The following is an 18,562-nucleotide window of genomic DNA, read 5'->3' on the forward strand; positions in this document are numbered from 1 at the left end:
GCCCGGGAACGGGTCGGCGCCACCGTCGTGCGCGCGGGCCGCGCGGGACGGGCTGCCGCTCAGGCGGTGGCCTCGGCGGCGGCACGACCGGCGGCACGCCCGGAGAACAGGCAGCCGCCCAGGAAGGTGCCCTCCAGGGAGCGGTAGCCGTGCACGCCGCCGCCGCCGAACCCGGCTGCCTCGCCGGCCGCGTAGAGCCCGTCCAGCACGGAGCCGTCGGCGCGCAGCACCCGGGAGGAGAGGTCGGTCTCCAGGCCGCCGAGGGACTTGCGGGTGAGGATGTTCAGCCGGACGGCGATCAGCGGCCCCGCCTTGGGGTCGAGCAGGCGGTGCGGGGTCGCGGTGCGGATCAGCTTGTCGCCGAGGTAGCGGCGGGCGCCGTGCACCGCGGTGACCTGGAGGTCCTTGGAGAACGGGTTGGCCATCTCGCGGTCCCTGGCCTCGACCTCGCGGCGCAGCGCGTCGCCGTCGATCAGCGGCTCGGTCGTCCTGGCGTTCATCCCGCGGACGAGCTCCTCCAGGGTGTCGGCGACCACGAAGTCCGCACCGTGGCGCTTGAAGGCCTCCACCGGACCGGTGGCACCGGGCAGCGCCCGGCCGAGCACACCGCGCACGGACTTGCCGGTGAGGTCCGGGTTCTGCTCGGAGCCGGAGAGCGCGAACTCCTTCTCGATGATCTTCTGGGTCAGCACGAACCAGGTGTGGTCGTGGCCGGTGGTCATGATGTGCTCGAGCGTGCCGAGGGTGTCGAACCCCGGGAAGAGCGGGACGGGCAGCCGGTGGCCGCGCGCGTCGAGCCAGAGCGAGGACGGGCCGGGCAGGATGCGGATGCCGTGGCCGGGCCAGATCGGGTCCCAGTTCTGGATGCCCTCGGTGTAGTGCCACATCCGGTCGCCGTTGATCAGGTGGCCGCCGGCATCGCCGGCGATGCCCAGCATCAGGCCGTCCACGTGCGCGGGGACACCGCTGAGCATCCGCTCGGGCGGGGTGCCGAGGCGGGCCGGCCAGGCCTTGCGGACCAGGTCGTGGTTGCCGCCGATGCCACCGGAGGCCACCACCACGGCCTGGGCGCGCAGTTCGAAGGATCCGGTGACGGCACGGGAGCTGGACTCGCCGCGACGGACGTCGGACCGCTCCAGGATCTCGCCGGTGACGGTGTCCAGGCTGCCGCCGGAGGCCGACAGCCCGGTGACGCGGTGGCGGAAGCGGAAGTCGACCAGGCCCCTGCCCGCGGCGGCCTTGACCCGGCGGGCGAACGGCTCGACCAGCCCCGGGCCGGTACCCCAGGTGATGTGGAAGCGCGGCACCGAGTTGCCGGGACCGGTGGCGGTCAGACCGCCGCGCTCGGCCCAGCCGACCACCGGGAAGAAGCGCACGCCGCGCTCGTGCAGCCAGGAGCGCTTCTCGCCCGCGGCGAAGTCGACGTAGGCCTCGGCCCAGCGGCGCGGCCACTCGTCCTCGGCGCGGTCGAAGCCGGCGGTGCCGATCCAGTCCTGCCAGGCGAGGTCGCGGGAGTCGCGGATGCGCATCCGGCGCTGCTCGGGCGAGTCGACGAGGAACAGGCCGCCGAAGGACCAGTGCGCCTGGCCGCCGAGGGAGGCGGCGGGCTCCTGGTCGAGCAGGATCACCCGGCGCCCGGCCTCGGCCAGTTCGGCGGTGGCGACCAGCCCGGCGAGGCCGGCCCCGATCACGATCACGTCGGCGTCGAGTGCCATCCGGGCTGTCCTCCAGTACGGTCACGCAGCTGCGTGCGGGGTGGGCTTCGGGGCGTTGTGCGGGGCGGTGGTCTGCATACTGCGGCCTGGACGCCCGCGGGTCAACCGACCGGTAACTTGCCGCGCCGGGAATTTCGCTCCGCCGGGTAGCAGAATTCCTTTCCGATCCGCCGTGGAGCGTAATTCCGGATTCGTCTGACGGAATTTCAGAGACCAAAGAGCGCGGGATATCTGGACACCGAGTTAACCAGTCGGTAACTTACCGATCAGTAAGTGGCCCCCACCCTCCCGCCCGTTTCTCTCCCCCAGGAGGAACCGTGCTCAGCCACGCCCTCAAGCGTTCGTCCGTCCTGCTCGGCACCGCCCTGCTGGCCGCCGCCACCTCGGTGTTCGGCGCCACCGGAGCCCACGCCGCCGACATCTCCGGCAGCTACGTGGCCCTCGGCGACTCGTACGCGGCCGGTGCCGGCGTCCCCGGCATCTCGGCCGGGCTCTGCCTACGTTCGGACCACAACTACGGACACCTGGTCGCCGCCGCCCTCGGCAGCTCCACCTACCGCGACGTCACCTGCGCGGCCGCCAAGACCTCCGACCTCACGGAGGCCCAGTACGACGCCTTCATCCGGGTCAACGACCCCCAGCTGGACGCCCTGTCGGCCGACACCGGCCTGGTCACGCTCGGCATCGGCGGCAACGACCTGGGCACCTCCGACCTCGGCGTCGGCGACGTCATCGCCACGTGCATCGCCGGGGCGGTGGTCAACCCCTTCGGCACGCCCTGCCACGACGTCTACGCCCACGGCCACTGGGACTTCCGGACCTGGTCCTGGGTCTACGGCACCGACACCCTGGTCACCAGGATCGACGCCGCGGCCCCGCAGATCGCCGATGCCCTGCAGCGGATCCACGCCAAGGCCCCGCACGCGCGGGTCCTGCTCGTCGGCTACCCGTCCGTCCTGCCCGAGAACGAGCGCGACTGCATCGGCCGCCAGCCCATCACCGTCGGCGACGTCGCCTACCTGCGCGGCATCCTCGGCCGGCTGAACAGCGTGCTCGCCACCACGGCCGCCGCCAACGGCGCCACCTACGTCGACACCATCGCCGCCACCCGCGGTCACGACGTCTGCTCCCAGGACCGCTGGATCGAGGGCGCCCTGCCGGGCTCCCCGCCGTGCCCTTCCACCCCAACGCGACCGGCGAGCGCGCCATGGCCGGCGCCGTCCTCCAGGCCCTCGGCCGCTGATCCCGCCACCGCCGACGGGAACTCCCCGACCACCCGGGGAGTTCCCCGGCAACCGACCCCGGGGAGCTCGCGTGACCACCGTGAACCACCGTTTCGTCGACTCCGCGAGCGGGCTGCGGATGCACATCGCCGAGGCGGGCGAGGGCCCGCTGGTGCTGCTGCTCCACGGCTTCCCGGAGAGCTGGTACTCCTGGCGCCACCAGCTCACCGCCCTCGCCGAGGCCGGCTACCACGCCGTCGCGCCCGACCAGCGTGGCTACGGCCGCACCGGCGGGCCGGACGCCGTCGACCGGTACACCATCCACCACCTGGCGGGGGACGCCCTCGGGCTGATCCCCGCGCTCGGTGCCCGACAGGCCGTCGTGGTCGGGCACGACTGGGGCGCACCGGTCGCCTGGCACACCGCCCTCGTCCGCCCGGACGCCGTCCGCGCCGTGGCAGGGCTCTCCGTCCCACCGCTGCCGCGCGGCGGCCGGCCACCCACCGAGGCGCTGCGCGAACTGGCCGGCGATGCCCACTACATGCTGCACTTCCAGGCGATCGGCCCAGCCGAGGCCGAACTGGAACGCGACCTCGGCACCACCTTCCGCCGGCTGCTCGCCGGGCGGGCCGCCCTTGCCCCCGGGAGCCAGCCCCTCGTCCCCGACGGCGGCGGCTTCCTGGACGTGTTCGCCGACCCGCCCCGGCTGCCGGGCTGGCTGACCGAGGACGACATCACGTTCTTCACCGACGAGTTCACCAAGGACGGCTTCCACCGCCCACTGCACTGGTACCGCAACCTCGACCGCAACTGGGAGCTCACCGCCGCCTGGCACGGGGCCCGGATCACCCCGCCCGCCTTGCTGATCGCCGGCGAGCAGGACATGGTCGTCGCCAACGCCCGGACGAGGCAGGCGATCCCGGCCCTCACCTCGTACGTCCCCGCGCTGCGCGAACCCGTCTGGCTGCCCGGCTGCGGCCACTGGACCCAGCAGGAGCGGCCGCAGGAGGTCAACGCGGCCCTGATCGACTTCCTTCGCAGCCTGGACTGACACCGCCCGACGACGGCCGGCCGCCGAGGCGTGAGTGGCCAGAAGTGGGCCGGCAAGGTGCGGGCCGGCAAGGTGTGAGCCGGCATGAGGTGGGCTGACATGGGTCTCCGTTCGGCCGGCCGCGCACCGCGGCAGTCCCGTCAGCAGGAAGGAGGGCCCGGGAAGGCGGGAGGTTCCCGCCCTCCCTGCAGAATCACCCGGCGGAATCACCTGGCGGAATCGCCCGGCGGAAGGGTGCGGCCGTCACCAGCCGGGGTAGCGGCCCTGCCAGTACGGGTCACGGGGCGGCACGTACTCGCCGCCGCCCGGGGAGTCGGTCAGCTCGGCGAGCAGGTCCCGGGCCAGGACGTCCAGCGGCGTTCCGTCGCGGTCCGCTCGATGCCCTGGAGGGCGGCCCAGCGGCAGTAGGCGTGCCAGAGGACCGACGGGGCGTGGCAGATCCCCCGGTGGGCCATCCGCATGTACGCCCGGATGACGCCCTCGGCGGTGAACGCGGCGAGCTGGGAGGCGACCCCGGCCCGGAGCGGGCCCGCGACGGGCGGCACCCCGCCGAGCATGCCCAGGCTGTCGCCGAGTCCGAGCCCGAGCAGCAGCCCGCGGACCCGCGAAACGGACGGCACCGACGGCACCGCCCCCTGCGGTCCGTCCAGCCCCACCATCTGCGCCCCCTGCGGCCGACCGTACGCGACGACCGTGTGCCGCGGCCGGGTGCCGCGGCCGGGTGCGACGGCCGTACACCACGACCGTTCGCGGCAACCCACCGTACCGTCAGGACCACTCCAGCGCCCGGGCCAGCCGGTCGAGCCGGTCGGCCACCGCGCTCGCGGTTCCGGCCCGGTCGGCCGCCACGCCGGGGAGACCGGCCCCGTCGACCCGGCAGCGGCGGACGGCATCCGGCCCGACCGGGTGCGGGCAGTGGGCCAGGACGGTGCGCAGCAACCGTGGGGAGGGGCGGACACCCGGGAGTTCGGCGAGCAGGACGGCGTCGTACAGGTCCTTGCCGCGGGCCGTGCCGGTACCGTCGCCGCCGCCCTCGGTGAGCAGCCAGAGCAGTTTCCAGGCGAGCGAGAGCCCGGGGCTCGCGGCCGCGACGACGGTCGGCGGCCCGCCGTCGGCACGAGGGACGGGGACGCGGACGGGCGGGTCGGGCAGCGGCTCGTCGAAGGTGAACTCCAGCCGGACGGCGCCCGGCGGCAGACCGTCGGCCTGCCAGGGGACGGTCAGGCGCACGCCGGGGGTGTCGTACTCGCGGTAGGCCCAACTCCCGCCGGTGCGCGCGGAGTCCGGGTCGAGCCGGAGGCCGGGGGCGACGACGGGACGGCGGGCGAGGAGATCGAGCAGGTCGCCGTACGGCGGGGTGTCCCCCTCCTCCCCGGGTTCGACCACCCAGTGCAGGCCCTCGGGCGGGAGCCGGGCGACCGTGCCGCCGGGGCCGTCCAGGCCTTCCGGACACCAGAGTTCAGGTCTCCAGGCGCCGTGGGCCGCCTCGGGCCATGCCAGGACGGGGTCGAGGTCGTCGAGGTACGGACCGGGGTGCAACGGGTCGACGGGGACGGCCCGGGAGGGGCGGACGACCCAGTCGAGGTCGGCCGGTGGCCGGGCGGTGTCCGGCAGCCAGGCGAGGAGGGCGGTGCTGCCGCGCAGCACCAGCCCCTCGCACCACGGGGCCCCGGCGGCGACCGCGAGGACGTGGTCGAGGGCGGCCCGGTGGGCCTGCGGGGTCGTCCAGCTCGTCACGGCCGCACCGTAGCGGCCGGCACCGACAGAGCCGCCCGCCGCGATCCCCCGCCGTCCGAGACCGTCCGGAGCCGTCCAAAACCGTCAGGAGCCACAGGCAGAGGCGAGTGAAGGCAGCGGCGGGGCCCCGAAAGCGTGCGGGGCGCGTGCCGGGTTCGCCCCGGAACGCGCCCCGCCCCCTTCACCGGGTCACGGCTTGATGCGGACGATCTGCGGGTCGTGGTCGCTGGCCTGCGCCGCGAACTCACTGTTGATGTGGACGACGTCGTAGTCGACGTGCTGGCGCTTCAGGCCGGCGCTGACCAGGATGTGGTCGAGCACCTGCGAGTTGCCCTGGTAGACGTAGGAGTACCGCTCCCAGGACGGGAGTTCGTTGACCAGGTCGCGCAGCACGCCGCCCGAGGTGAGGGTGGTCAGCGCCGGGGAGAACTGGTAGTCGTTGAAGTCGCCGAGCGACACGATCCGGGCGTCCGGGTCGGCCGTCAGCAGCTTCTGGACGAAGTCGTGCTCCACGGTGGCCTGCTGGACGCGCTGCACCTCGGAGCTGCGGGTCGGGGCCTGGAAACGGCTGTCGATGCCCTGATCGCCGCCCTTGCTGTCGAAGTGGTTGGCGATGACGAAGAGCTTCTTGCCCTTGAACTCGAACTGGCCGACCAGCGGCTTGCGGCTGGTGGTCCAGGCCGCGTTGTTCGGGTCGATCCGGCCGGGCGAGGCGGTCAGCGAGGTCTGCTTCCCGGTGCCGGTGACGTCGACGGCGGTGGTGGAGTCGCCGCCGGGGATGTCGGTGAAGGAGATCCGCTGCGGGTTGAAGAGGAACACCTGGCGGATGTTGCCGCCCGGCTCGCCGCCGTCCTTGCCGTCCACCGGGTTGATGGAGCGCCAGTCGTACGCGGGGCCGCCCGCCGCCTTGATGGCGTCGACGAACTTGGCGACGGTGGCGGAGGCGTCGACGGTGCCGTCGCTGACGGCGCCGTTGTTGTCCTGGATCTCCTCCAGCGCCACGACGTCGGGCGAGCGGAGGTTGGTGACGATGCCCTGCGCGAGCTGGGCGAACTTGGTGTCCGGGTCGGACGGGTCGAGGTTCTCCACGTTGTACGTGGCGATGGTGGCCTCGCTGGGCAGGGCCCGCTGGGTGACCTCTCGCTGGAGGTGGTTGTCCTTGACCGTACCGATGCCGGTCGCGGCGATGGTGTAGCCGCCGAACTGGTTGTAGTCGAGCGGGCCCTCGGTGGTGCCGCGGAGCTCGTCGCCGACGTTGGCGACCGGGAACGGCTGCTCGGCGGCCGGGGTCAGCGACTGGATCATGATCCGGCCGCCGTTGGGGCGGTCGTAGCCGAGGTACACCGAGCCGCCGCGGGCGGTGCGCGGGTCGGCACAGTCGGTGTCCACCCACAGCTCGTTGTACGCGTCGGTGGCCTGGACGACGCGGGCGTTGTCGACCTCGACCCGCATGCCCTCCAGCGACTCGTACAGGTCGAGGGCGTAGGTCTTCGGCTGGAGGGTGAGGCCCTCGATGGAGCCGCCGGCGGCGTCCGGCGCGTACGCGCCGGGGATGGCGCGGCTGTCCAGGCGGACGGCGGCGGGCAGCGGGTTGCCGGAGGAGACCACGGTGGTCTTCGGGCCGCTCAGCTCGGTGACGGACTGGCCGCCGCCGCTGTAGGCCGGGTAGTACTCGCTGACCTTGGCGGTGACCAGCACGGAGTCGCCGACCTTGACGGTGGGGGCGGCGCTGCCGGTGAAGACGAAGATGCCCTCGCTGGTGGCGGGGTCGGCGTCCGGGTTCGGGTCCTGCATCCAGAAGCCCTTGGAGCCGGAGGTGCGCACGCCGGTGACGATGCCGGGGATGCCCGCGATGGTGGCGCCGGTCTTCGGCGAGAGGCGGGTGGCGCCCTGGATGTCGTGGATGCGGACGGTACCGGGCTCGGTCGGGCCGGTGGAGCCGCCGCCGTCCCCGGTGTCCGCGGTCTCGCCCTTGCTGTTCACCGGGGTGGGCGCGCCGGCCTTCAGGTCGGCGGCGTTGTCGTCGGTGTCGGCGAGGCCGGCGGCGCGGGCGACCGAGGCGGTGTTGCTCGCGCCGGGCACCGCGGCGGTGCCCTCGTGCACGACGGCGGTGCCGAAGCCGACCAGGTCGCGGACCCGGCTGTCGGCGGCGCAGTCGGCCGCGGTCTTGCAGGTGAGCGGGTCGGTGCCCTGGACGAGCGCGACGGTGCCGGAGGTGGCGGAGAGCGCCAGGGTGCCGGTGGCGTCGGGGGTGGGCAGCGCGACGGTGCCGCCGGTGCCGGCGGCCTCGGCGATCAGGAACCGGCCGCCGGGGGCGACCGCGCCGGTCAGCGGGGTGACACCCCACTGGCTGGTGGCGCCGGGGGTGCCGGAGATGTACTGGACGCTCCAGCCGTCCAGGCCGAACGCGGCGCCGCCCTTGTTGGCGAGCTCGATGAAGTCGTTCTTCAGGACCGCGCCGGAGTTGCCTCCACCGCCGTAGACCTCGGAGATGACCGCGTCGGCGGACGGCGCGGCCACCGCGGACGGCAGCGGGACGAGGACCAGCGAGGCCGCCACGGCGGACGGCAGCAGGGTCGCGCGCAGCAGCGTCCTGCGGGAACGGGGGTTGCGGGCGGTGGGTTCGGTCACCGGAAGGGCTCCTTAATCTGCCCGCGATGTCGCGGTGAGGCGTCGCCGGGGCAGCATGGCCACCCGGACGACGTGGGGTCGCCGGGTGCGGTCGAGGGTGGGCCGGGGCAGGCGGCGGCGCCGCGGGGCGCCGTTCACTACCCGCGTAGATCAGGGGTCTGCAGCTCCCCCGGGCGCCCAAGATACGCGCGTAGAAAATGACGCGACAAGACGTCCCGCGTTAACAGTTGGTACGCCGTCAGCAAAAACGGAAGGGCCGTCACCGGATGGTTCCGGTGACGGCCCTCGCCGTCGCTGCCGGGCGCCGGGCCCGGACGGCAGGTGTCAGTCGGCCTCCGCCGCGGCCGTCTCGCGCATCCCGGCCGACCACTTCTGCTCGACCTTGCCGAACTTCCAGAAGGCCAGGGCGCCGGCCCAGGTGACCACGAAGAGACCGACGATGGCGTAGCCGACCGCGTTCAGGTCGAGCCCGGTGATCCAGCCGATCGGGCCGGAGGTGATGTTCAGCTTCTCGGCGAGCAGGCCGACCAGCTCGATCACGCCGATGACCAGCGCCACCAGGACGGACAGGCCGGTCACCGTGAGGTTGTAGTAGATCTTGCGGACCGGCTTGGAGAACGCCCACTCGTAGGCGAAGTTCATGAACGAGCCGTCGATGGTGTCCAGCAGGCTCATCCCGGCCGCGAACAGCACCGGCAGCACCAGCAGCGCGTACCAGGGCAGCGAGAACGCGGCCGCGCCGCCGGCCAGCACGAGCAGCGAGACCTCGGTGGCGGTGTCGAAGCCCAGGCCGAAGAGCAGGCCGACGGGGTACATGTGCCAGGGCTTGGTGACGGCGCGGGTGACCCGGCCGAGGATCCGGTTGAGGAAGCCGCGGCGGTCCAGCTGGCGCTCCAGCTCGGCCTCGTCGAACTCGCCGACGCGCATCCGCCGGAACACCTTGAGGATGCCGTTGAAGGCGCCGAGGTTGATCAGGCCGATCAGGACGAGGAAGACGCCGGAGACGCTCACGCCGATCAGGCCGGTGGCGTTGTGCAGCGCGGAGTCGTCCGACTCGACCTGCCCGGCCAGCGAGCGGATGCCGAAGGCCAGCAGCGCGCAGAGGCCGAAGACGATCGAGGAGTGGCCGAGCGAGAACCAGAAGCCGACCGACAGCGGGCGCTTGCCCTGGCCCATCAGCTTGCGGGTGGTGTTGTCGATGGCGGCGATGTGGTCGGCGTCGAAGGCGTGCCGCATGCCGAGGGTGTACGCCGTCAGGCCCATGCCGGCGCCGAAGACCTGGCCGCCGACGTCGTAGTGGCGCGGGGCGACGATCGCGAGCAGCGTGAACCAGCCGACCACGTGCAGCAGCAGCACGAAGCCGCCCATTCCGGCGAGACGCGTCCACTCGTCCCGAGTGAGCCGGCCGCGGAGACGGCGTGGCGTGGGCATGGGGTCCTCCCGGCAGTGGACGGATGAGCTGGGCCATCCTTTCCCGTCGGGCCAGGTAATTGCAAGCCATGCGCAACTACCCAATGGGGGCGCACCCACCTGGGCGGATGCAGCCCCGGCGCATCTCGTGCAGGACATGTCACACGACGTACCCGATCCCTTAACCTCGCGCGCCTTCCATCGGCCCCGTCCACCCGCCGACACTCGGATCTACGCGCGAATACCACTGCCACCCGAGATCCCCCACACCCCCTCGACTCCCCACGGAGGAACGGCAGATGATCGACACTCGCACCATCCGCAGCAAGGCGGCCCTGGCCGCCGCGGCCACCGTCCTGGCGGCGACCGCCACCGGGCTCGCCGCCCCCGCCCATGCCCACGCGGCCGTCGCCGCCACCCCCACCGGGTGCTCTTCGACAACACCAAGGCGGAGACCGCCGGGAACGCCGACTGGATCATCAGCACCAGCCAGCCCGACCCGCTCGCCCAGAACGCCAACCCCACCACCGAGAAGAGCTGGACGGGCGCACTCTCCGCCTGGGGCGTCGCCCTGCAGAAGACCGGCGCCTACAGCCTCAAGACGCTCCCCGCCGGCTCCACCATCACCTACGGCACCGGCGGCGCGCTCGACCTCGCCAACTTCGACACCTTCGTGCTCCCGGAGCCGAACGTCCGCCTCTCCACCGCCGAGAAGACCGCGGTGCTGAAGTTCGTGCAGAACGGCGGCGGCCTGTTCCTGATCTCCGACCACACCGCCAGCGACCGCAACAACGACGGCTGGGACTCCCCCAAGATCATCAACGATCTGCTGACCAGCAACGGCGTGGACAACACCGATCCCTTCGGCTTCTCCGTCGACCTCCTCAACATCACCACCGACAACCCCCGGGCGATCGGCGACTCGACCAACCCGGTGCTGCACGGCAGCTTCGGCACCGTCAGCGGCTCGATCCTGCGCAACGGCACCACCTTCACCCTCAAGCCCGCCGACAACGCCGCCGTCAAGGGCCTGGTCTACCGGACGGGATACAGCGGCAACACCGGCGCCTTCTTCGTCACCAGCACCTTCGGCAGCGGCCGCGTCGCCATCTGGGGCGACAGCTCCACCATCGACGACGGCACCGGACAGAGCGGCAACACCCTCTACAACGGCTGGGACGACCCCGCCGGCACCGACGCCGCGCTCGCCCTCAACGCCACCGCCTGGCTCAGCAAGGCCTCCTGAACCCAGGCGTCCCTCCCGGTCCCGGCCGCAGAACGGCCGGGACCGAGGGACGCCCGTCCGGCAGCCGGCTCAGCCGATCGGCTGGGTGAAGCGGAGGCGGTTGCCGAAGGTATCGCGCAGGCCGCAGTCGATGCCGTACGGACGGTCGGTGGGCTCCTCGGTGAACTCGACGCCCTTGGCCAGCAGCGTCTCGTACGTCTTGCGGCAGTCGTCCGTGGTGAGGATGAGCCAGCCGCCCATCGCGCCCTTGGTCACCAGCTCCCGGACCTGCGCGGCCGTCTCCTCGGACATCGCCGGACTGCCCGGCCTCTCCAGCAGGACCTGCCGCTCCGGGTGGCCCGGGACGCTGACGGCCAGCCAGCGCATGAAGCCCAGGTCGACGTCGGCGGCGACCTCCAGGCCCAGCTTGCCGACGTAGAAGTCGAGGGCCTCGTCCTGGTCGAGAACGTAGATCTGCGAGTGCGTGATGGCGTTGAACATGACGTTCACGCTACTCGGCGGCCCGGCCGAAAACTTCTCCGAAACTGCTCGGCCCGGGCGGCTGCGGTCGCCCCGGCGGTCAGCCGCCCGGCCGCGTCCACGCCATCGTGAAGCAGGTCGGCACGCCCGTCGGCACCGCCTCCCTGCGGTACGTCCGCGGCGGGCGGCCGACGATGTCGCGGAACGTCCGGCTGAACGTCCCCGGGCTGCCGAAGCCGACCTCGAAGCAGATGTCCGTCACACTGCGGTCGGTCTCCCGCAGCAGGAACATCGCCCGCTCCACCCGGCGGCGCTGCAGGTACCGGTGCGGTGTCTCGCCGAAGGTGGCCCGGAAGGTCCGGCTGAAGTGCGCCGGCGAGACATGGGCGATCCGGGCCAGCGCCGGCACGTCCAGCGCCTGGGCGTAGGCGCGGTCCATCGCGTCCCGGGCCCGCAGCATCCGGCGGTTCGTCTCCTCGGCGGCACGGCTCACCCCGCCATCACACCACGGGCCCGGGCAGCCCCCGGCCGCCCGGTGGAAATGGCGGGCGGCGGCGCCCATCCTGGTGGGGTCAGGCCCACCACCCCCGGGGAGCGCCCATGCCGCAGACCGCCTCCCAGCCGTACCGGACCACCCGCACGGACGTCCGGATCCCGATGCCGGACGGCACCCTGCTCGCCGCCCGGCTCTGGCGGCCGGTGACCGACGGTCCGGTGCCCGCGCTGCTGGAGTACCAGGCCGGCGGGATCGGCGACACCACCGAGGCCCGGGACGCCCAGCGCCACCCCTGGTACGCCGGGCACGGCTACGCGTCGCTGCGGGTGGACTCCCGCGGGCACGGCTGCTCACCGGGCCCGCCCACCGACCCGGCCTCCGACGCCGGGCTCGCCGACGCCGTCGCCGTCCTCGGCTGGCTGGCCGGCCGGCCCTGGTGCACCGGCCGGATCGGCGCCTTCGGACTCGGCCGGGGCGGCACCGCCGCGCTCGCCCTGGCCGCCCTGGCCCCCGAGCCGCTGGCGGCGGTGGTCGCCGTCTGCGCCGACGACGACCGCCACGCCGTACCGCGGACGGCCGGGGGCGCCCCGCTCGCCGCGGCGGCGCACCGGGCGGCGGCCGCATCCCTCGCCGCCGCCTGCCGCCCGCCGGATCCGCAGCGCGCCGGGGACGACTGGCGGCGCCTGTGGCTGGAGCGCCTCGCCGCCCTGGACCCGTCCGGCGACGGGTCGCCGGACGCCCCCGGGACACCCGGCCCCGTCCGGCGGGAGCGCATCCGGGCGGCCGTCCTGGCCGTCGGCGGCTGGGCGGACCCGTACCCGGAGACGGTGCTGCGGCTCGTCCGGGAGATGACCGCACCCGTGCGCGGGATCATCGGCCCGTGGCCGCACGAGTACCCCGACCAGGGCCGGCCGCCCGGCCCCGCGATCGGCTTCCTGCAGGAGACCCTGCGCTGGTGGGACCACTGGCTGCGGGACGTGGACACCGGCGTCCTCAAGGAGCCCGCGCTGCGGACGTGGATGAACGAGTCGGTGCCGCCCGCGACCGCCTACGCCAACCGGCCCGGCCGCTGGATCGGCGACGACGGCTGGCCCTCGCCGGACGTCCGCGACATCCGGTACGGCCTGGACGACGCGCTGCGCACCGCGGGGACGCCGTCGGGCGAACGGTACGTGCCCGTCCGCTCGCCGCAGCACACCGGGATCGACGGCGGGTCGGTGCGGCCGGCCGGCCGGGCCGCCGACCTGCCGCCCGACCAGCGCGCGGAGGACGGGCGCTCGGTCTGCTTCGACTCGGCGCCGCTGCCGGAGCCGACCGAGGTCCTGGGCGCCGCGTCGCTGCGGCTGCACGTGCGGGAGGGTGCGGCCGGGGCAGGTGGCGGCGCGCCTGTGCGACGTGGCACCGGACGGCACCTCGACGCTGGTCAGCCGCGGCGCGGCGGCCGTCACGGCGGCGGGCGACCTGGCGTTCCCGCTGGCGGCCGTGGCGCACGCCTTCCCGGCGGGGCACCGGATCCGGCTGGCGCTGTCGTCGGCGTACTGGCCGTGGCTGTGGCCGTCGGCGGACCGGGCGGGCTTCGAACTCGACCCCGGCGCCTCGGTGCTGACCCTGCCGGTGCGGCACCTGGCGGCGGACGCGGGCAGCGGGCCGATCCTCTTCGATCCGCCCGAGCGCGCCGGTGCGCCGGCGGCCGGCCGGGCCGAGCCGCTCACCGCCCGGCCGGAGCGGACGGTGGTGCACGACGTGGCGGCCGGCGAGTGGCGGCTGGAGGTCGCGGTCGGCGACGGGCCGCTGCTGCACGCCGACGGGCTGGTGGCCGAGGAGCACGTCCTGGAGGGCTACCGGATCCGCTCGGACGACCCGCTCTCCGCGGTCGCCCGCACGGACCGGACACTGCGGCTGGAACGGACGGACATCGGCTGGGACGTCACCGTCCAGATCCGCTCGGAGTGCCGGGCCCAGGGGCCGCACCTGGTGCTGCACGACCACGTCCGGGCGTTGGAGGGCGGCGCGGTGGTCTTCGAGCGGGACTGGCGGCGCAGGCTGCCCGGGCCCTGAGACGCCCCGGCCCCGGAACGGGGTGAGGGCCCGACCGCCGTCGGGCCCCTCACTGTCACTGCCGTGGTGATGTCGCGGTGCCGCGTTCCCGTCTCAGCGGGCGCGGTGGGCGCGGATCAGCTCCGCGTACCGCTCACCGCTCGCCTTCAGGGTGCGCTTCTGGGTGTCGTAGTCGACGTGGATCAGACCGAACCGCTTGTCGTAGCCGTACGCCCACTCGAAGTTGTCCAGCAGCGACCAGGCGAAGTAGCCGGCCAGCGGGGCGCCCTTGGCGACCGCGCGGGCGCAGGCGGCCAGGTGGCCCTCCAGGTAGGCGGTGCGCTCCGGGTCCTCGATCCGGCCGTCGGCCGTCACGACGTCCTGGTACGCCGACCCGTTCTCGGTGATGAAGATCTTCCGGACGCCGTACTCCTCGGTGAGGCGCATCAGCAGCTGGTGGATGCCCTCCGCGTCGACCTCCCAGCCCATCGCGGTGTGCTCGGCGTTGGGGCCGGGCGTCTGGCGGAAGAACGGCGCCGCACCGGTCGGGTCGTCGGCGACGAACTGGCGGAAGTAGTAGTTGAGTCCCATCCAGTCCAGCGGGGCCGAGATCAGCTCCATGTCGCCGTCCTGCACCGGCAGTTCGACGCCGTAGAGCTTGACCATGTCCTCCGGGTAGCCCCTACCGAGGACGGGATCGAGCCACCAGCGGTTGATGTGGCCGTCGGCGCGGACGGCGGCGAGGCGGTCGGCCTCGCTGTCGGACGCCGGGATGATCGGGCTGAGGTTGTTGACGATGCCGACCTGCGCGTCCGGGATGGCCGCGCGCAGCGCCTGCACGGCCAGGCCGTGGCCCAGGTGCAGGTGGTACGAGGTGCGGACGGCGGCCCGGAGGTCCGTCCAGCCCGGCGCCATCTTGCCTTCGAGGTGGCCGATCCAGGAGGAGCAGAGCGGCTCGTTCAGGGTGGCCCAGTGGGTCACCCGGTCGCCGAGGCGGTCGGCGACGACGGCCGCGTACTCGCCGAACCGCTCGGCGGTGGAGCGCTCGGGCCAGCCGCCGCGGTCCTGCTGGGCCTGCGGGAGGTCCCAGTGGTACAGGGTGCCGTGCGGCGTGATGCCGGCCTCCAGCAGGCCGTCCACCAGGCGGTCGTAGAAGGCGAGGCCCTCGGCGTTGACGCGGCCGTCGGCCTGCGGCACGACCCGCGGCCAGGCGACCGAGAAGCGGTAGGCGCCCAGGCCGATCCGCTTCATGAGGTCGGTGTCCTCGGCGTAGCGGTGGTAGTGGTCGCAGGCGGTGTCGCCGTGGTCGTCGTTGTCGATCGCCCCGGGGGTGTGGGAGAAGGTGTCCCAGATGGAGGGCGCGCGGCCGTCCTCGTCCACGGCACCCTCGATCTGGTACGCGGAGGTCGCCGCGCCCCAGACGAAGTCGTCCGGGAGAGCATTGAGGTCGTTCACAACTGGCCTTTCAATCAGGGTCACTTGACGGCGCCGGCGGTCAGACCGGCGACGAGGTAGCGCTGCAGGAGGAGGAAGCCGGCGACCACGGGGACACTGACCACCAGCGAGGCGGCCATCACCTGGTTCCAGTACACGTCGTTGAGCGTGGCGTAGCCCTGGAGGCCGACGGCGAGGGTGCGGGTCTCGTCGTTGGTCATGACCGAGGCGAACAGGACCTCGCCCCAGGCGGTCATGAAGGCGTACACCGCGACGGCGATGATGCCGGGGACGGCGGCCGGGATGATGATCCGGATCAGGGCCTTGACCGGGCCGCAGCCGTCGACCAGGGCGGCCTCGTCGAGGTCGCGCGGGATGGAGTCGAAGTAGCCGACCAGCATCCAGATCGAGAACGGCAGCGAGAAGGTCAGGTAGGTGAGGATCAGGCCGCCCCGGCTGCCGTAGAGCGCGACGCCGGTCGAGTTGCCGATGTTGACGAAGATGAGGAACAGCGGCAGCAGGAACAGGATGCCGGGGAACATCTGGGTCGACAGCACGGTGATGGTGAACAGCCTGCGGCCGCGGAAGCGGTAGCGGCTCACCGCGTACGCCGCCAGGATCGCGATCAGCACCGAGAAGAAGGTCGCGCCGCCCGCCACGATCAGCGAGTTGACGAAGTACCTGCCGAGCGGGATGGTCTTCCAGATGTCGAAGTAGGGGCGGATCGTCAGCGTGCTGGGGATCCAGCGGAACGGACCCTGCACGTCCTGGAGCGGCTTCAGCGAGGAGCTGACCATCACGCCGACCGGGACGAGGACGAAGACCGCGAGAACGAAGAGGAAGATCCTCCGGAACCAGCGGAAGGACGCGGGCGGGTTAATCATCGGCGCCCCTCCGACGCGAGGTGATGAAGAGGTAGACCGACGTCACCAGCAGCAGGAACAGCAGCAGCAGGACGGACATGGCCGAGCCGGTGCCGAAGTTCCAGGTGACGAAGGAGGACTGGTAGATGTGGATGGAGATGAGGTCCGCGGCCTCCGGCGCCGACTTGCCGAACAGCACGTACGGCGTGTTGAAGTCGTTGAACGTCCAGAGGAAGAGGACCAGGATCAGCACCAGGTTGACCGGGCGCAGCGAGGGCAGGGTGATCCGGCGGATCTGCTGCCACACGCCGGCCCCGTCCATGGCCGCGGCCTCGTACAGCTCACGGGGGATGTTCTGGAGCCCGGCGGTCAGGGTCAGGAAGGCGAACGGCCAGGAGCGCCAGACCGAGACGGTGACCAGGGCGGTGAAGCTGTTGTCGCCGATGAGCCAGAACGGCTTGTCGGAAGTGAGGTGGAGCTGGTCGTGGAGGACGTGGTTGACCAGCCCGGTGTCCCGCTGGAACATGAACGACCAGGTGATCACGGCCGCGTACACCGGGAGGGCGTAGGGGAGCAGGAAGGCTGCGCGGAGCAGCCCCTGCCGCGGAAGGCGTCCTGCATCATGATCGACGCCGTCGTGCCCACCAGCCAGGAGAGGCCGACGGCGAGGATCGTGAAGGAGCAGGTCACCCAGAACGAGTTGAGCAGCGACTGGCCGACGGGGGCGTTGAAGTCCACCGCCATGCGGTAGTTCCCGAGGCCAGTCCACGGAGCGGACGACCAGTCCCGGATGTAGAACTGGGTGAGCTGTTTGAAGCTCATCACGATGCCGACCACCATCGGGACCAGGTGGATCAGCAGCTCCAGGGCGAGCGCCGGGAGCAGGAGCAGGTAGGGCAGGCCGATTCGGCGCAGTCGCTGTCGCACGTCAGTTGGCCGGCATCTGCTGCTGGGCCTTGGTCAGCTCAGCCTTCACGGAGTCGTCGGTGATCGGCTTGCCCGCGGCGGCCGAGGCGAACAGGTTCTTGACCGCGGTGCCGACGAGGGTCTCGAACTGGCTCTCGTTGGCGACCTGCGGGAGCGGCTGGGCGCTGGTGCCGAGGACCTTGGTGAGGGCCTCCAGCTCCGGGGTGGCGAAGGCGGCGTCGCCCTGCGCGTCGGTGACCGGCGGGATGGAGCCGTAGGTCTTGTTGAGCTGGATCTGCTCGTCCTTGCCGGTCATGAACTTGACGAAGTTCAGGGCGCCGTCGAGGTTCTTGCTGTTCTTGAAGACGGCGAGGTTGATGCCGGCGACCATGGAGCTGGTGGCCTGGGCACCGGAGGCGCCGGCCGGGATCGGGACGGGCGCGACGCCGTAGTCGTCGGGGTTCATCCCGTGCGACTTGAGGTTGGCGCCGGCGGCCTGCCACATCAGCATGGCGGCCTTGCCGGTGGCGAAGTCGGTGACGGACTGGTTGTTGGCGTACTCGGCGTTGCCGGCGGCCGCGATCTTGTCCTTGGCGATGAAGTCGACGTACTGCTTGACCGCGGCGACGGCCGCGGGGCTGTCGAAGGTGGGCTTGCCCGAGGCGTCGAAGAAGTCGGCGCCGTGCTGCTTGGCGAGGGTGAACGCGTGGTGCACGTTCTCGGAGCCGTTGCCGCCCTCGACGGCGAGGCCGTACTTGCCGTCCTTGGTGAGCTTCTGGCCGTCGGCGACCAGCTCGTCCCAGGTCGCCGGCGGGCGCTGGATGCCGGCGGCCTGGAAGAGCTTCTTGTTGTAGTAGAGGCCGTAGGCCATCGAGTACAGCGGGACGGCGGCCGGGTCCTTGCCGGCGGCGCCGGCCGAGGCGAGGGTGGCGGGCAGGAAGCGGTCCTTGCCGCCGATCTTGCCGAAGGTGGCGTCGTCGAAGGGCAGCAGCGCGCCGGTGGCCTGCAGCGAGGCGGACCAGGTGTTGCCGATGTTGAGGACGTCGGGGCCCTGGCCGGAGGTGGTGGCGGCCAGGATGCGGTTCAGCAGGTCGGACCACGGGATGACCTCGAGCTTGACCTTGATGCCGGTCTGCTGCTCGAACTTTCTGAGCTCGGGCTCCAGGGTCGCCTTGTCCGCCTCGACGCTCGGGCCCTGGTTGCTGGCCCAGTAGGTGAGCGTCTTGGGGCTGCTGTTGTCGCCGGAGCCGGAAGAGCCGGAGCCGCCGCCGCAGGCGGTGGCGGTGAGTGCAAGGGTGGCGACGACGGCGGTCGCAGCAGCCAGACGGTTGATACGCATGACCATGCCCCTCTC

At 72.5% G+C, this 18,562-nt stretch carries 12 protein-coding genes and 3 pseudogenes; 4 read left to right on the forward strand and 11 right to left on the reverse strand.

The features are described from left to right. Positions 1-59: 59 nt before the first annotated feature. On the reverse strand, positions 60-1,715 hold the full coding sequence (locus ABEB13_RS11490) for an FAD-binding dehydrogenase (RefSeq protein WP_345705430.1): 1,656 nt from the start codon (positions 1,713-1,715) through the stop codon (positions 60-62). A 434-nt stretch (positions 1,716-2,149) separates the two neighbouring features. On the opposite strand from ABEB13_RS11490, the pseudogene ABEB13_RS40500 reads away from it, so the two are divergent. After that, positions 2,150-2,806 (forward strand): annotated as a pseudogene (locus ABEB13_RS40500) (SGNH/GDSL hydrolase family protein); the annotation flags it as partial. 271 nt (positions 2,807-3,077) lie between these two features. Next, positions 3,078-3,989, forward strand: coding sequence for an alpha/beta fold hydrolase (locus ABEB13_RS11500; protein WP_345709633.1), 912 nt, complete (start codon positions 3,078-3,080; stop codon positions 3,987-3,989). Positions 3,990-4,306: 317 nt separating this feature from the next. Here the strand turns inward: ABEB13_RS11500 and ABEB13_RS11505 are convergent, their stop codons facing one another. From ABEB13_RS11505 to nicT, 4 genes are all read right to left on the reverse strand, one after another. Continuing rightward, positions 4,307-4,648 carry a hypothetical protein gene (locus ABEB13_RS11505; RefSeq protein WP_345705432.1) on the reverse strand — a complete coding sequence of 114 codons (342 nt, stop codon included), beginning with the start codon at positions 4,646-4,648 and terminating at the stop codon, positions 4,307-4,309. A gap of 109 nt (positions 4,649-4,757) precedes the next feature. Then, positions 4,758-5,726 carry a nucleotidyl transferase AbiEii/AbiGii toxin family protein gene (locus ABEB13_RS11510; protein ID WP_345705433.1) on the reverse strand — a complete coding sequence of 323 codons (969 nt, stop codon included), beginning with the start codon at positions 5,724-5,726 and terminating at the stop codon, positions 4,758-4,760. Between the two features lie 189 nt (positions 5,727-5,915). After that, positions 5,916-8,357 (reverse strand): endonuclease/exonuclease/phosphatase family protein, encoded by a 2,442-nt coding sequence (locus ABEB13_RS11515; RefSeq protein WP_345705434.1) that lies wholly within the window; start codon positions 8,355-8,357, stop codon positions 5,916-5,918. Between the two features lie 324 nt (positions 8,358-8,681). Then, positions 8,682-9,788 (reverse strand): Nickel transporter NicT, encoded by a 1,107-nt coding sequence (gene nicT / locus ABEB13_RS11520; protein WP_345705435.1) that lies wholly within the window; start codon positions 9,786-9,788, stop codon positions 8,682-8,684. Positions 9,789-10,194: 406 nt separating this feature from the next. Between nicT and ABEB13_RS11525 the strand changes: the two genes are divergently transcribed. Further along, positions 10,195-11,013 (forward strand): hydrolase, encoded by an 819-nt coding sequence (locus tag ABEB13_RS11525; RefSeq protein WP_345705436.1) that lies wholly within the window; start codon positions 10,195-10,197, stop codon positions 11,011-11,013. A 69-nt stretch (positions 11,014-11,082) separates the two neighbouring features. Here the strand turns inward: ABEB13_RS11525 and ABEB13_RS11530 are convergent, their stop codons facing one another. After that, positions 11,083-11,493: a VOC family protein gene (locus tag ABEB13_RS11530; protein ID WP_345705437.1), complete on the reverse strand. Its 411-nt coding sequence runs from the start codon at positions 11,491-11,493 to the stop codon at positions 11,083-11,085. A 79-nt stretch (positions 11,494-11,572) separates the two neighbouring features. Continuing rightward, complete coding sequence (locus ABEB13_RS11535; protein WP_345705438.1) at positions 11,573-11,965, reverse strand: helix-turn-helix domain-containing protein; 393 nt, start codon at positions 11,963-11,965, stop codon at positions 11,573-11,575. Between the two features lie 107 nt (positions 11,966-12,072). Here ABEB13_RS11535 and ABEB13_RS11545 point away from each other — a divergent pair. Further along, positions 12,073-14,026, forward strand: a pseudogene (locus ABEB13_RS11545) (CocE/NonD family hydrolase). Between the two features lie 93 nt (positions 14,027-14,119). Here the strand turns inward: ABEB13_RS11545 and ABEB13_RS11550 are convergent. From ABEB13_RS11550 to ABEB13_RS11565, 4 genes and pseudogenes are all read right to left on the reverse strand, one after another. Then, positions 14,120-15,460, reverse strand: a complete 1,341-nt coding sequence (locus ABEB13_RS11550; protein WP_345705439.1) for a GH1 family beta-glucosidase — start codon at positions 15,458-15,460, stop codon at positions 14,120-14,122. 20 nt (positions 15,461-15,480) lie between these two features. Then, positions 15,481-16,323 (reverse strand): carbohydrate ABC transporter permease, encoded by an 843-nt coding sequence (locus tag ABEB13_RS11555; RefSeq protein WP_345705440.1) that lies wholly within the window; start codon positions 16,321-16,323, stop codon positions 15,481-15,483. Then, positions 16,316-17,220 (reverse strand): annotated as a pseudogene (locus ABEB13_RS11560) (carbohydrate ABC transporter permease); the annotation flags it as partial. The pseudogene ABEB13_RS11560 and the gene ABEB13_RS11555, both read right to left, overlap by 8 nt. Before the next feature lie 10 nt (positions 17,221-17,230). Next, complete coding sequence (locus ABEB13_RS11565; protein WP_345705441.1) at positions 17,231-18,547, reverse strand: ABC transporter substrate-binding protein; 1,317 nt, start codon at positions 18,545-18,547, stop codon at positions 17,231-17,233. Between the last annotated feature and the right edge of the window lie 15 nt (positions 18,548-18,562).

Origin of the sequence: Kitasatospora paranensis, from assembly GCF_039544005.1 — a bacterium.
Lineage (GTDB): Bacteria > Actinomycetota > Actinomycetes > Streptomycetales > Streptomycetaceae > Kitasatospora > Kitasatospora paranensis.